The organism is Streptomyces sp. NPDC004065, assembly GCF_044903565.1.
Classification (GTDB): domain Bacteria; phylum Actinomycetota; class Actinomycetes; order Streptomycetales; family Streptomycetaceae; genus Streptomyces.
Genome location: NZ_JBJDQT010000001.1, coordinates 680927 through 693411, shown reverse-complemented (window position 1 = coordinate 693411; position 12485 = coordinate 680927). Strand labels below are relative to the sequence as shown.

Annotated in this window: 14 protein-coding genes and 3 tRNA genes; 12 read left to right on the top strand and 5 right to left on the bottom strand. The window is 73.0% G+C overall.

What is annotated here, in order from left to right:
* Positions 1–128 precede the first annotated feature (128 nt).
* Positions 129–572, bottom strand: coding sequence for a winged helix-turn-helix transcriptional regulator (locus ACI2LW_RS03120; protein WP_404729339.1), 444 nt, complete (start codon positions 570–572; stop codon positions 129–131).
* 108 nt (positions 573–680) lie between these two features.
* Here ACI2LW_RS03120 and ACI2LW_RS03115 point away from each other — a divergent pair, with 108 nt between their 5' ends.
* Positions 681–1526, top strand: coding sequence for an NAD(P)H-binding protein (locus ACI2LW_RS03115; protein ID WP_404729519.1), 846 nt, complete (start codon positions 681–683; stop codon positions 1524–1526).
* 182 nt (positions 1527–1708) lie between these two features.
* Here ACI2LW_RS03115 and ACI2LW_RS03110 read toward each other — a convergent pair whose 3' ends face one another.
* Both ACI2LW_RS03110 and ACI2LW_RS03105 read right to left on the bottom strand, forming a co-directional pair.
* Positions 1709–2365: an SDR family oxidoreductase gene (locus ACI2LW_RS03110; RefSeq protein ID WP_404729338.1), complete on the bottom strand. Its 657-nt coding sequence runs from the start codon at positions 2363–2365 to the stop codon at positions 1709–1711.
* Between the two features lie 189 nt (positions 2366–2554).
* Positions 2555–4021 (bottom strand): amidohydrolase family protein, encoded by a 1467-nt coding sequence (locus ACI2LW_RS03105; RefSeq protein ID WP_404729337.1) that lies wholly within the window; start codon positions 4019–4021, stop codon positions 2555–2557.
* A 248-nt stretch (positions 4022–4269) separates the two neighbouring features.
* Between ACI2LW_RS03105 and ACI2LW_RS03100 the strand changes: the two genes are divergently transcribed.
* The 7 genes from ACI2LW_RS03100 to ACI2LW_RS03070 all read left to right on the top strand — a co-directional run bounded on the left by ACI2LW_RS03100 (position 4270) and on the right by ACI2LW_RS03070 (position 7779).
* Positions 4270–4342 (top strand) — tRNA-Thr (locus ACI2LW_RS03100).
* Between the two features lie 46 nt (positions 4343–4388).
* Positions 4389–4461, top strand: a tRNA-Met gene (locus ACI2LW_RS03095).
* Positions 4462–4548: 87 nt separating this feature from the next.
* Positions 4549–4713, top strand: coding sequence for a 50S ribosomal protein L33 (gene rpmG, locus ACI2LW_RS03090; RefSeq protein WP_003948671.1), 165 nt, complete (start codon positions 4549–4551; stop codon positions 4711–4713).
* A 97-nt stretch (positions 4714–4810) separates the two neighbouring features.
* Positions 4811–5263, top strand: coding sequence for a MaoC family dehydratase N-terminal domain-containing protein (locus ACI2LW_RS03085; protein ID WP_404729336.1), 453 nt, complete (start codon positions 4811–4813; stop codon positions 5261–5263).
* Between the two features lie 7 nt (positions 5264–5270).
* Positions 5271–5699: a MaoC family dehydratase gene (locus tag ACI2LW_RS03080; RefSeq protein ID WP_404729335.1), complete on the top strand. Its 429-nt coding sequence runs from the start codon at positions 5271–5273 to the stop codon at positions 5697–5699.
* 127 nt (positions 5700–5826) lie between these two features.
* Positions 5827–6882: a UDP-N-acetylmuramate dehydrogenase gene (locus tag ACI2LW_RS03075; protein ID WP_404729334.1), complete on the top strand. Its 1056-nt coding sequence runs from the start codon at positions 5827–5829 to the stop codon at positions 6880–6882.
* A gap of 174 nt (positions 6883–7056) precedes the next feature.
* Complete coding sequence (locus tag ACI2LW_RS03070; RefSeq protein ID WP_404729333.1) at positions 7057–7779, top strand: DsbA family protein; 723 nt, start codon at positions 7057–7059, stop codon at positions 7777–7779.
* A 28-nt stretch (positions 7780–7807) separates the two neighbouring features.
* Here the strand turns inward: ACI2LW_RS03070 and ACI2LW_RS03065 are convergent, their stop codons facing one another.
* Together ACI2LW_RS03065 and ACI2LW_RS03060 are read right to left on the bottom strand one after the other, a co-directional pair.
* Entirely contained in the window at positions 7808–8839 is a 1032-nt protein-coding gene (locus ACI2LW_RS03065) for an adenosine deaminase (protein ID WP_404729332.1), read from the bottom strand.
* A gap of 157 nt (positions 8840–8996) precedes the next feature.
* On the bottom strand, positions 8997–10223 hold the full coding sequence (locus ACI2LW_RS03060; RefSeq protein WP_404729331.1) for a pyridoxal phosphate-dependent aminotransferase: 1227 nt from the start codon (positions 10221–10223) through the stop codon (positions 8997–8999).
* Positions 10224–10484: 261 nt separating this feature from the next.
* Between ACI2LW_RS03060 and ACI2LW_RS03055 the strand changes: the two genes are divergently transcribed.
* The 4 genes from ACI2LW_RS03055 to ACI2LW_RS03040 all read left to right on the top strand — a co-directional run bounded on the left by ACI2LW_RS03055 (position 10485) and on the right by ACI2LW_RS03040 (position 12380).
* Positions 10485–10557, top strand: a tRNA-Trp gene (locus ACI2LW_RS03055).
* A gap of 107 nt (positions 10558–10664) precedes the next feature.
* A complete protein-coding gene (gene secE, locus ACI2LW_RS03050; protein ID WP_404729330.1) occupies positions 10665–10952 on the top strand; it encodes a preprotein translocase subunit SecE in 288 nt (95 codons plus the stop codon).
* Positions 10953–11033: 81 nt separating this feature from the next.
* On the top strand, positions 11034–11960 hold the full coding sequence (nusG, locus tag ACI2LW_RS03045) for a transcription termination/antitermination protein NusG (protein ID WP_404729329.1): 927 nt from the start codon (positions 11034–11036) through the stop codon (positions 11958–11960).
* Positions 11961–12164: 204 nt separating this feature from the next.
* A complete protein-coding gene (locus ACI2LW_RS03040; RefSeq protein ID WP_404729328.1) occupies positions 12165–12380 on the top strand; it encodes a hypothetical protein in 216 nt (71 codons plus the stop codon).
* Positions 12381–12485 lie beyond the last annotated feature (105 nt).

Genomic DNA, 12485 nt, shown 5'->3' with positions numbered 1-12485 from the left:
GTACAGCAGGTCACGGGGCCCTTGTCGTGCGCATGGACGGGCGGCGCCTCACGCGGCGGGAGTCAGGCATGAGGGCTGACCGCGTGTCACGCGGGCCGGGGCGGGAGGGCCGCCCGCCGTGGTGGGAGTCAGGCGCGGGGTGAGCCCGAGGCGTCGTAGCGTCGCCGGGCCGCCTCGACGTGGTCGAGGTGGGTGGCGGCCCACTCGGCCATGTGGGCGAACAGGGGAGCGAGGCTGCGGCCGAGTTCGCTGATCTCGTACTCGACGCGCGGCGGCACCTCGGGGTGGTACGTGCGCACGACCAGGCCGTCGCGTTCCAACTGGCGCAGGCGCTGGGTGAGCACCTTGGGGGTGATGCCCTTGATGCGGCGCTCCAGTTCGACGAAGCGCTGGCGGCCGAAGGTGTGCAGCGACCAGAGGATCGGCGTGGTCCACCTGCTGAACACGATGTCCACGACCGGGGAGACCGGGCAGGCGAGCTCGGGGTCCGCCGTGGGGTCGGTCGCCGGCCGTCCGGTCTCAGTTGCCTGCCGTGCGGTGTCGGTCCCCGGCCGTGCGGTGTCGGTCGCCATGGGCCCCGCCCCTCTGAGGTAGTCACTTTCCTCTGGGTACCTACTATACCGACGCTGCTAGCGTCGTCGTCATCGCGAGAAACCCCAGTGGGGAGACGGGAGTTGACCATGTTCGTGGTGACGGGTGCGACCGGGAACGTCGGGCGGCCGCTGGTGCGGGCCCTGGCGGACGCCGGCGAGAAGGTGACGGCGGTGTCCAGGGGGAGGGCCCCGGTGGACCTGCCGCCGGGAACCGCGCACACGAGGGCCGACCTGACCGGGCCGGAGACCCTGCGGCCCGCCCTCGACGGCGCCGAGGCCCTGTTCCTGCACGACGGCGGCGCCGGCGGCCAGGGGTTCGACCCGCGCCCGGTGCTGGACGTGGCCCGGGCCGCGGGGGTCCGGCGGGTGGTGCTGCTGTCCTCGCAGGGCGTGGTGACCCGGCCCGAGTCGCCCTCGCACGGGGGCCTCGTGCGGGCGCGGGAGGAAGCGGTGCGCGAGTCGGGCCTGGCCTGGACGATCCTGCGCCCCGGAGGTTTCGCGTCCAACGCCTTCGGCTGGGCCGAGTCGGTACGCGCCGAGCGGACCGTCGCGGCGCCGTTCGGTGACGTCGGGCTCCCCGTGATCGATCCGGCGGACATCGCGGAGGTCGCGGCGGCAGCCCTGCGCAAGGATGAACACGCCGGTGAGATCTACGAGTTGACCGGGCCGGCGCTCGTCACGCCCCGGCAGCAGGCCGAAGCGATCGGCGCGGCCCTCGGCGAGCCGGTGCGGTTCACGGAACTGACCCGGGCCGAGGCCCACGCACGGATGGCCGCGTTCCTGCCCGAGCCGGTCGTGCACACCACGCTGGCCATCCTCGGCACGCCCAACGCCGCCGAGCTGCGCATCGGCCCGGACGTCGAGCGGGTGCTCGGCCGCGCCCCGCGCACCTTCGCGGAATGGGCCCGCCGCAACGCCGAGGCCTTCCGCTAGGACGCGGCGGTGCCGGCCTCCGTCCGCCGGGGGCTGAAGGGGCTCAAGGGGCCCAGGGGCCGGAAGGGGAACGGACGGGCGGAGGCCGGCGTCGTCCGCCGGCGGTGGCGTGTCCGTGCGTCAGGCCGCCGCCAGTGCCAGTGCCGGCGGCAGTGCCACTGCCACTGCCGCCGGCCTCTTCCTCAGTTGCCGGCCACCGACTTCACCGCCACCGAGACCGGGGTGGAGCCGCTGACGAGCTCCAGGGTGAGGCCGGCGGTCGCCGGGGTGTCGACCAGCTCGGCGAGGACGGCGGCGACGTCGTCGCGGGGCACCGAGCCGCGGCCGGTGTGGGCCTCCAGCCGGACCAGACCGGTGCCGGGCTCGTCCGTCAGCGCGCCGGGACGCAGAATCGTCCAGTCCAGGGCCTCCTGGCGACGCACGTGATCGTCCGCCTCGCCCTTCGCGCGCAGGTACACGTCGAACACCTCGTCGCCCTTGTGGCCGGCGTCCGCGCCCATCGAGGAGACGACGACGTGGCGCCGCACGCCGGCCCGGACCGCGGCGTCCGCGAACAGCACCGCCGCGCCCTTGTCCACCGTTTCCTTGCGGGCCGCGCCGCTGCCCGGGCCCGCGCCCGCCGCGAACACCGCCGCGTCGGCGCCCCGCAGCCGCTCGGCGACCTCCTCGACCGAGGCCGACTCCAGATCGAGCACGATCGGCTCGGCTCCCGCCGCCCGCAGGTCGTCCCCCTGCTCGGCCCGCCGGATGATGCCCGCCACCTCGTCCCCGCGCGCGGCGAGCAGCCGCTCGAGCCGCAGCGCGATCTGACCATGACCACCAGCGATGACAATGCGCATGTCTTTGACCGTACGCCCGGACGGCCCCGCCCGCCGCACGACTTCGGCCGGTCCGCATCACCGCCTGCCGCACGACTTCGGCCAGGTCCGCATGCCGCCCGCCGCACGCCACACGCCGCACGACCTCGGCCGGGTCCCCATCCCCCGCCCCGGCAGGGCACGGCAGAGGGCGCGGGGTGGGGCGGACACCTACGACGGCTCGCCCCGCCCCTGCCGGGGCAGGCCCAGTTCCACCGCGGCCGCCGAGTCGCAGAACTCCCGTACCGCGCTGGTCCGTGCCACCACCCGCCCCTGGTGCACCACGATGCGGCTGTACGCCAGTGACAGCGCCCCCGCCAGCCGTTCGCCGCGCACCGCGAGGAGATCGGCGGGGAAGCCCGCCTCCACGCGCACCGGGGGCAGGCCGAGCACCGCGCGGGCCGACGCGCTCACGCTGTCGTAGGCGTCCTCGGGGCTCAGCCCGTGCCGCGAGGCCAGCAGATACGCCGCCTCGAGCGGGTCGCCGCGCCCCACCGGGTTGGCCACGTCCCGCAGGGCGCCGCTGCCCGCCGCCAGGCGCACCCCGGCCGCCCGCAGCAGCCGTACCGGGGCCGTACCGCGCCGCTCGGCACCGCCGCAGCCGCCCTGCGGCAGGCACACCACCGTCACTCCGGCGGCGGCCAGTTGGTCCGCCGCACGCGAGGCCGCCGCGGCGGGCAGCCGGGACAGTCCCCCGCAGGGTCCCAGCGTCACCCCGGGGCGCAGCCCACCCGCCATGGCCGCGATGCGCCCCAGACGCGCCGGATCGGAGCCGTCGGTGTGCAGGTCGACCGGGCAGCCGTGCTCGGAGGCCACCTCCAGCACCGCCTCCACGTAACCCGTGGGGTCCGGGTCCACGTCGGGACAGCCGCCCACCACGCAGGCGCCCATCTTCACGGCGTCCCGCAGCATCGCCAGACCGTCCGCGCCGGCGGCCCCGGTCAGCACGCGCGGCACCGCCACCGTCGTCAGCTCGGCCAGACCGCGCAGCGCCCGGCGCGCCCGCAGGACGGCCGTCAGGGCGCCGAGTCCCTGTACGTCGCCCACGCGCACGTGCGCGCGCTGCGCGGTCGCCCCGTGGCCCAGTTGCAGCAGCGCGGCCTCGGTGGCCCGGCGCTGGACGTCCTCCGGGTCGTACGACACCGGGCCGTCGACCTCGGCGGTCAGGGCGGTGTCGGCGTGGGCGTGGGGCTCGGCCGGGGCCGGCAGGAGGAGGTAGCCGGTGAGGTCCACCCGCTCGCCGCCGGTGCCGCCCTCGGGCGAGCCGCCGGGCCCGCCCTCGCGCGAGCCGCCGGGTCCGCTCTCCCGCGAGCCGGCGGCCCCGCCCTCGCGCGAGCCGCGGCCCCCGCCGTCCCGGGCGCCGTCCGCCGAACCGTCGCGGCCCCCGCCGGGGGCACTCCCGCGGCCACCGCCGCCCGGCGCGGCCCCGCGCCCGGCGGTTCCCGCGGCGGGGCCGCCGCCCGTGCCCAGGCTGCCGGCCGTGCCCACCGCCTCGATCCGCCCGCCGGCCAGCCGTACGTCGACGGTGCGCCCGTCGGCCAGCCGCGCACCGCACAGCAGCAGACCGTCCGGCTCCGGCCGGCCGGACGGCCCCGGCGAGGCGGACGAGTGGGGCGGCTGCGGCTTACCTGGGGGCATCGCACTCCAGCAACGGCGGACGTACGTACGGCGGCGTACGGCGGACAACGCGGACGCAAGATCACGCAGAGTGAGACGAGCCTAGGCCGGTGACCCGCCGGGGAGCGGGAGGAGCGCAATAGTCGTACCGGTGTGGCCGCGCGTCGTACCGGTGTGGCCGCGCGGCCCCGCGGGCGGCGGGCACGGCGAGGGCGGCGCGAAACGGATTTGGGCGAACGGCGGCGGACCGTGTAATGTCTTCATCGCTCGCCCCAATAGCTCAGTCGGCAGAGCGTCTCCATGGTAAGGAGAAGGTCAACGGTTCGATTCCGTTTTGGGGCTCTGGTGTGAGAGGTTCCCGCCGCGAGGCGGGGCCCGATCGCATCGCAGCGGTGTAGCTCAGTCGGTAGAGCAAGCGGCTCATAATCGCTGTGTCACCGGTTCAAGTCCGGTCACCGCTACTGACAGTAGCCGATTGCGGGGTCGGTCCTTCGATCGGCTACTCTTTCTTGCGTTGAAAACCCACCCGTTCGTCAAGGAGCACTCACGTGGCTGCCACCGACGTCCGCCCGAAGATCACGCTGGCCTGCGTGGAGTGCAAGGAGCGGAACTACATCACCAAGAAGAACCGGCGTAACAACCCGGACCGTCTTGAGATGAAGAAGCACTGCCCGCGTTGCAACGCGCACACCGCGCACCGCGAGACGCGATAATTCAGGCTCATCCATGAGGCCGCCCCCGCAGTAGGGGGGCGGCCTCATGGTGTTTCGACCCGGAGCGACACCAGAGCGACACCAGGAGGTACGAGCCATGGCGCTCGACCAGTCCTTCGTGGGGCGGACCTACCCGCCCACCGCCCCCTACGAGGTGGGCCGGGAGAAGATCCGCGAGTTCGCGGAGGCCGTGGGGGACGCCAACCCGGCCTACACCGACCCGGAGGCCGCCAGGGCGCTCGGCCACACCGATGTGATCGCCCCGCCGACCTTCGTCTTCGCGATCACCTTCAAGGCGGCCGGAGCGGTCGTCCAGGACCCGCAGCTCGGCCTCGACTACAGCCGGGTGGTGCACGGCGACCAGAAGTTCGCCTACACCCGCCCGGTGCGCGCCGGCGACCGGCTGACGGTCACCTCGACCATCGAGGCGGTCAAGTCCCTGGCCGGCAACGACATCCTGGACATCCGCGGCGAGGTGCACGACGCGGCCGGCGAGCACGTGGTGACCGCCTGGACCAAGCTCGTGGCCCGCGCGGCCGAGGAGGCGTGAGGAACCGATGACGGCGAAGATCGCCTACGACGACGTCGAGGTCGGCACGGAGCTGCCGGCGCGCACCTTCCCCGTGACCCGCGCCACCCTCGTGCAGTACGCGGGCGCCTCCGGGGACTTCAACCCGATCCACTGGAACGAGCGGTTCGCCAAGGAGGTCGGACTGCCGGACGTGATCGCGCACGGCATGTTCACCATGGCCGAGGCGATCCGCGTCGTCACCGACTGGGCCGGCGACCCCGGCGCCGTCGTCGAGTACGGCGTGCGCTTCACCAAGCCCGTGGTCGTGCCCGACGACGACAAGGGCGCCCTGATCGAGGTGACCGGCAAGGTCGCCGCCAAGCTCGACGACAGCACCGTACGGGTCGACCTGACCGTCACCAGCGGCGGGCAGAAGGTCCTCGGGATGTCCCGCGCCGTCGTCCGGCTGGCCTGACGACCGTACGGCCCCACCCCTACGGCCCTACGGCCGCCGTCCGACGGCCCGGTCCGCACCGCGGCACCGGTCGCCGACGGCCCCGCGGCGTGCGGGGCCGTCGGCGGGGTCTCGTAGTCTTGGGCGCGTGCAGGAACTCCACGACGCGCCCCTCGCCCCGCTGACCACCTTCCGGCTGGGCGGCCCCGCGACCCGGCTGATCACGGCGACCACCGACGCCGAGGTGATCGACGCCGTCCGCGAGGCCGACGCCGCCGGCACCCCCTTGCTGGTCATCGGCGGCGGCTCCAACCTGGTCATCGGAGACAAGGGGTTCGACGGCACCGCCCTGCGCATCGCCACCCGCGGCTTCGAGCTGAGCGGTACGGAGCTGGAGCTGGCCGCGGGCGAGGTGTGGACCGACGCGGTGGCCCGCACCGTGGAGGCCGGGCTCGCCGGCGTCGAATGCCTGTCCGGCATCCCGGGCTCCGCGGGCGCGACCCCGATCCAGAACGTCGGGGCGTACGGCCAGGAGGTCTCCACCACCATCACCGAGGTCGTCGCCTACGACCGCGCCGCCGGCCGGACGGTGACGCTGACGAACGAGCAGTGCGCCTTCTCCTACCGCCACAGCCGCTTCAAGGCCGACCCCGCCCGGTACGTCGTCCTGCGCGTCCGCTTCCGGCTGGAGGACGCGGACGGACTGTCGGCGCCGCTGCGCTACGCCGAGACCGCCCGCGCCCTCGGCGTGGAACCGGGCGACCGGGTGCCGCTCGGCGCCGCCCGCGACACCGTGCTGAAGCTGCGCGCCGGCAAGGGCATGGTCCTCGACCCCGAGGACCACGACACCTGGTCGGCCGGCTCGTTCTTCACCAACCCCGTGCTCGGCGACACCGAGTTCGCCGCGTTCCGCGCGCGGGTGCGCGAAAGGCTGGGCGACGGCGTCGAGCCGCCCGCCTACCCGGCGGGCCAGGGCCACACCAAGACCTCCGCGGCCTGGCTGATCGACAAGGCCGGCTTCACCAAGGGGTACGGCACCGGGCCCGCCCGCATCTCCACCAAGCACACCCTCGCCCTCACCAACCGCGGCGGCGCGACGACCGAGGACCTGCTGACCCTGGCCCGCGAGGTCGTGGCCGGTGTCCGGGACGCCTTCGGCATCACCCTGGTCAACGAGCCGGTGACGGTCGGCGTCAGCCTCTAGGACACCGCAGGACACCGCGTCCGGGCCGGCGTCGGCCGCCAGGACACGCCCGGGCCGCGCACACCTGGGCCGCGCACCGGCACCCCGGGCCGTCCCGGGGGCGCCCAGGGGCGGCCCGCGGAGATCCCTCAGAGTCGGCCCGCACCCGCAGGGGAGCAAGGGGAGGGGCAGACCATGGGGAAGCCGCGCGGCGGCCGGACGCACGCGCTCGCGCTCACGGCCGCGGTTCTGACGGGAGCCTTCGCCACGGGGTGCGGAAGCCGTGCCGCCGAGGCCGGGGACGGACGGCCGGACACGCCCGCGTACACGAGCGTGCGGGAGTTCGACGAGTCGCTGGCCCCCGACGGCGTCACCGTCCGCGTCGGGTCCGCCCGGGCCACGACCGTGGTGCACCTCTACGAGGACATGCGCTGCCCGGTCTGCGAGGAGTTCGAGACGGGGAGCGGCAGTGAGGGACTGCGCGAGCTGATCCTGGACGGCGAGGTGCGGGCCGAGTACACGCTGGCCTCCTTCCTCGACGACCGGCTCGGCGGCAAGGGCTCCAAGAAGGCGGCCAACGCCCTGCGGGCGGCCCTGGAGCGGGGCAGGTTCGTCGAGTACCACGACGTCCTCTTCGCCCACCAGCCCGAGGAGAGCGAGGACGGCTACACCGACGCGTTCCTGCTCGAGATGGCCTCCCAGGTGCCCGGCCTGCGGGGCGCGGAGTTCGGCGCGGCCGTCAAGGGCATGAAGTACCGGGACTTCGTGACCGCCTCCGAGAGGGCCTACGAGAAGTCCGGGGCGCCCGGGACACCCACGATGGAGGTCGACGGCAGGATGGTCGACCAGAGCCTGTACGGCGCCATCTTCGAAAAGGAGTCGCTGCCCGTCGTGATCGGCGTGACGGCCCACTCCTGACCGCGCCCGCGGGCCCAGCGGTCCGCTGTCAGACCGCCAGCCAGTCGTCCACCCCGGACAGCAGCTTGTCCCGCACGTCGTCGGGGGCTGCCGAGGCGCGGATCGACTGGCGGGCCAGCTCCGCGAGTTCGGCGTCGGTGAAGGCGTGGTGCCGGCGTGCGATGTCGTACTGGGCCGCCAGCCGGGAGCCGAACAGCAGCGGGTCGTCCGCGCCCAGCGCCATGGGCACCCCCGCCTCGAACAGCGTGCGCAGCGGGACGTCCGCGGGCTTCTCGTACACGCCCAGCGCCACATTGGAGGCCGGGCACACCTCGCAGGTCACCTGGCGGTCGGCCAGGCGCGCCAGCAGCCGCGGGTCCTCCGCCGCGCGCACCCCGTGGCCCACGCGGTGGGCGTGCAGGTCGTCCAGGCAGTCGCGGACGGAGGCCGGGCCGGTCAGCTCGCCGCCGTGCGGGGCGGCGAACAGGCCGCCCTCCCGGGCGATCGCGAACGCCCGGTCGAAGTCCCGCGCCATGCCCCGGCGTTCGTCGTTCGACAGGCCGAAGCCGACCACGCCCCGGTCGCGGTAGCGCACGGCCAGCCGGGCCAGCGTGCGCGCGTCCAGCGGGTGCTTCATGCGGTTCGCGGCCACCAGGACCCGCATGCCGAGGCCCGTGTCGCGCGACGCCGTCTCCACCGCGTCCAGGATGATCTCCAGCGCCGGGATCAGCCCGCCCAGGCGCGGGGCGTACGACGTGGGGTCGACCTGGATCTCCAGCCAGCCGGAGCCGTCGTTCAGGTCCTCCTCCGCCGCCTCGCGCACCAGCCGCTGGATGTCCTCGGGGGCGCGCAGGCAGGAGCGCGCCGCGTCGTACAGCCGCTGGAAGCGGAACCAGCCCCGTTCGTCCGTGGCCCGGAGCTTCGGCGGCTCCCCGCTGGTGAGGGCGTCGGTCAGCGCCTCGGGCAGGCGTACGCCGTACTTGTCGGCCAGCTCCAGCAGGGTGGTGGGCCGCATCGATCCGGTGAAGTGCAGGTGCAGATGGGCTTTCGGCAGCTCAGAGACATCACGTACACGCTCCATCCGAGGATCCTGCCGCACGCCGGCCGCGTCCCGGTAGCTGTTTCCCCGTTCGTGGTCTTGCTCGCACAAACGATCCCCGGGACCGGCTCGCCCGGACAAAAAAGAGGGACCGCCTCCGGACGTCCGGAAGCGGTCCCCCGCCGGGCGGAGCGGACTCTCAGTCCCGCGCCTCCGCCAGCAGCTTCTGGATCCGGCTCACGCCCTCCACCAGGTCCTCGTCGCCGAGGGCGTAGGACAGGCGCAGATAGCCCGGCGTGCCGAAGGCCTCGCCCGGGACGACCGCGACCTCGGCCTCCTCCAGGATGAGCGCGGCCAGCTCCACCGTGTTCTGCGGGCGCTTGCCGCGGATCTCCTTGCCGATCAGCGCCTTCACCGACGGGTAGGCGTAGAACGCGCCCTCCGGCTCCGGGCAGAGCACGCCGTCGATCTCGTTGAGCATCCGCACGATGGTCTTCCGCCGGCGGTCGAAGGCCTCCCGCATCCTCGCGACGGCCTCCAGGTCGCCGGAGACGGCGGCGAGGGCGGCGACCTGTGCGACGTTCGACACGTTCGACGTGGCGTGCGACTGGAGGTTGGTCGCGGCCTTGACGACGTCCTTCGGGCCGATGATCCAGCCCACCCGCCAGCCGGTCATGGCGTAGGTCTTCGCGACGCCGTTGACCACGATGCACTTGTCGCGCAGCTCCGGCAGCAGGGCCGGCAGGGACACGGAGACGGCGTCGCCGTAGACCAGGTGCTCGTAGATCTCGTCCGTGAGCACCCACAGGCCGTGCTCCAGGGCCCAGCGGCCCACGGCCTCCGTCTCGGCCTCGGAGTACACCGCGCCGGTCGGGTTGGACGGGGAGACGAACAGGACGACCTTGGTCCTCTCGGTGCGGGCGGCCTCCAGCTGCTCGACCGTGACCCGGTAGCCGGTGGTCTCGTCGGCGACGACCTCGACCGGGACACCGCCGGCCAGGCGGATGGACTCCGGGTACGTCGTCCAGTACGGCGCGGGCACGATCACCTCGTCGCCCGGGTCGAGGATCGCGGCGAAGGCCTCGTAGATGGCCTGCTTGCCGCCGTTGGTGACCAGGATCTGGGAGACGTCCGGCTCCCAGCCCGAGTCGCGCAGCGTCTTGGCGGCGATCGCGGACTTCAGCTCGGGCAGGCCGCCGGCCGGGGTGTACCGGTGGTACTTGGGGTTCCGGCAGGCCTCGACGGCGGCCTCGACGATGTAGTCCGGGGTCGGGAAGTCCGGCTCGCCGGCGCCGAAGCCGATCACCGGACGCCCGGCGGCCTTGAGGGCCTTGGCCTTGGCGTCCACGGCGAGGGTGGCGGACTCGGAGATCGCGCCGATGCGGGCGGAGACCCGGCGCTCGGTGGGAGGGGTTGCAGCGCTCATACGGTCCATCGTTTCAGACCGGTAACCCCCCGGGCACGCCGGTTCCACAGACTGGGCAGGACCGGTCGACGCCTGGAACAACCGTCCGGATCCGCCTCCCGGCCAGCCGATCTTCCAACGGAGGGGCCCCCAGCGGGACTTTCTGTTCGACGCCCGGCTCCGGACCACGTACACTCTCACCTCGTTGGCCTTCAGCAGCCGCCGCCGCACCCGGTGCACACCGGGCATCCGGTCGGATGCGGTACGTTGGGGGACACACAAAGGGTCGTAGCTCAATTGGTAGAGCACTGGTCTCCAAAACCAGCGGTTGGGGGTTCAAGTCCCTCCGGCCCTGCTACACACACCTTCGCCAGGATGTGTGCGCATGTACGTACAGCAATGCACCGCCGTGCGGCTCGACCGGGCGCGGCACGGCCACGACCCGGAATCAGGTGAGGACGAATGACGGACGCCGTGGGCTCCATCGACACGCCTGATGCCCAGGACCAGCTGACGGACTCGAGGAAGAAGCCCCGCAAGGGCGGCAAGCGTGCCAAGAAGGGCCCGCTCAAGCGCCTTGCCCTCTTCTACCGTCAGATCGTCGCGGAACTCCGCAAGGTCGTCTGGCCCACCCGCAACCAGCTGACGTCGTACACCACCGTGGTGATCTTCTTCGTCGCCGTCATGATCGCTCTGGTGACCGTGATTGACTATGGGCTCAACCACGCGGCCAAGTACGTCTTCGGCTGAGCCAGGAGCGAAGGGCGCCGTGGTTACCGGCGCCCGTTTTCGCATGTTCCACCTCTATGTATCCAGGAAGAAGCAGCCACCGTGTCTGACCCGAACCTGAACGACGCCATCGAGCCGACCGAGTCCGTGGATGACGAGCTCGACATCGTCGAGGGTGCGGACGAGGTCGACGAGGCCGAGGCTGCCGAGGCCGCCGCGGGGGAGCCGGCCGAGAAGGCCGCCGTCCACATCGAGGACGAGATCGGCGAGACCGAGGTCTCCGATGTCGAGGCCGCCGACGTCGAGGCCCTCGACGTCGAGGCCGCGGAGGGCGAGACCACCGAGGCCGCCGAGGCCGCGGAAGCGGAAGCGGTAGAGGAGCCCGCGGAGTCCGCGGAGCCCGAGGAGGAGCTCGACCCGGTCACCAAGCTCCGCGAGGAGCTGCGGACGCTGCCCGGCGACTGGTACGTGATCCACACCTACGCCGGCTACGAGAAGCGCGTGAAGGCCAACCTGGAGCAGCGCGCCGTCTCGCTGAACGTCGAGGACTTCATCTACCAGGCCGAGGTGCCCGAGGAAGAGATCGTCCAGATCAAGAACGGCGAGCGCAAGACCGTCCGGCAGAACAAGCTGCCCGGTTACGTCCTCGTCCGCATGGACCTGACGAACGAGTCCTGGGGCGTCGTCCGCAACACGCCGGGCGTCACCGGCTTCGTCGGCAACGCCTACGACCCCTACCCGCTGTCCCTGGACGAGATCGTCAAGATGCTCGCCCCGGAGGCGGAGGAGAAGGCCGCCCGCGAGGCCGCCGAGGCCGAGGGCAAGCCGGCCCCGCAGCGCAAGGTCGAGGTCCAGGTGCTGGACTTCGAGGTCGGCGACTCGGTCACCGTCACCGACGGCCCGTTCGCCACGCTGCAGGCCACCATCAACGAGATCAACCCCGACTCCAAGAAGGTCAAGGGCCTGGTCGAGATCTTCGGCCGCGAGACCCCGGTCGAGCTGAGCTTCGACCAGATCCAGAAGAACTAGCCCCCACGATCATCCGGAAGAGCCCCCGCCCGGCGGTTTGCCGTTGGTCGGGGGCTCTTCCGTGTCCAGGGGCCGTGTCCGGGGCCGGTGTCCGGGACCGGGTGCGCTTTCACCCGAATGGCGGAACATAACGCGCCACCCGGATGGGTGAAGATCAGGCTGGCTAGTGCCCCCAACCGAGGCAATCCGCGAAAGGGGAACCCCATGCGCATCCGACGAACCCTCGCCGCCGTCATCGCGACGGCAGCCCTCGCCGGACTCGGCCTCACCGGTGCGGCCACCGCCACCGCCACCGCCGCCACCGCGAAGGGCGCTCCATCCGCCGTCACCCCCTCCGAGTGCAGGGAGGGTGGCGGAACGCCCGATCTGTCGGCCAACGTGTGCAACGGCGGTACGCACGACGGGCAGGCGGTCGACTAGCCCCCGCAAGCGCGCAAGGCGCCCCGTGGCCACGCGCCGCGGGGTGCTCGCGCGTGAGCGGTGGCAAAGGCCGGCCGACCTGCGGCTTCGTGGCGGGCGGGGCGG

What these genes read in the sequence shown, in the direction of transcription:
- ACI2LW_RS03105 (WP_404729337.1), bottom strand. Translation starts at nt 4,021, where the DNA reads ATGCCCCCAGGTAAGCCGCAGCCGCCCCACTCGTCCGCCTCGCCGGGG.
- ACI2LW_RS03080 (WP_404729335.1), top strand. Translation starts at nt 5,271, where the DNA reads ATGACGGCGAAGATCGCCTACGACGACGTCGAGGTCGGCACGGAGCTG.
- ACI2LW_RS03060 (WP_404729331.1), bottom strand. Translation starts at nt 10,223, where the DNA reads ATGAGCGCTGCAACCCCTCCCACCGAGCGCCGGGTCTCCGCCCGCATC.
- ACI2LW_RS03040 (WP_404729328.1), top strand. Translation starts at nt 12,165, where the DNA reads ATGCGCATCCGACGAACCCTCGCCGCCGTCATCGCGACGGCAGCCCTC.
- secE (WP_404729330.1), top strand. Translation starts at nt 10,665, where the DNA reads ATGACGGACGCCGTGGGCTCCATCGACACGCCTGATGCCCAGGACCAG.
- ACI2LW_RS03115 (WP_404729519.1), top strand. Translation starts at nt 681, where the DNA reads ATGTTCGTGGTGACGGGTGCGACCGGGAACGTCGGGCGGCCGCTGGTG.
- ACI2LW_RS03085 (WP_404729336.1), top strand. Translation starts at nt 4,811, where the DNA reads ATGGCGCTCGACCAGTCCTTCGTGGGGCGGACCTACCCGCCCACCGCC.
- ACI2LW_RS03110 (WP_404729338.1), bottom strand. Translation starts at nt 2,365, where the DNA reads ATGCGCATTGTCATCGCTGGTGGTCATGGTCAGATCGCGCTGCGGCTC.
- ACI2LW_RS03065 (WP_404729332.1), bottom strand. Translation starts at nt 8,839, where the DNA reads ATGGAGCGTGTACGTGATGTCTCTGAGCTGCCGAAAGCCCATCTGCAC.
- ACI2LW_RS03070 (WP_404729333.1), top strand. Translation starts at nt 7,057, where the DNA reads ATGGGGAAGCCGCGCGGCGGCCGGACGCACGCGCTCGCGCTCACGGCC.
- ACI2LW_RS03120 (WP_404729339.1), bottom strand. Translation starts at nt 572, where the DNA reads ATGGCGACCGACACCGCACGGCCGGGGACCGACACCGCACGGCAGGCA.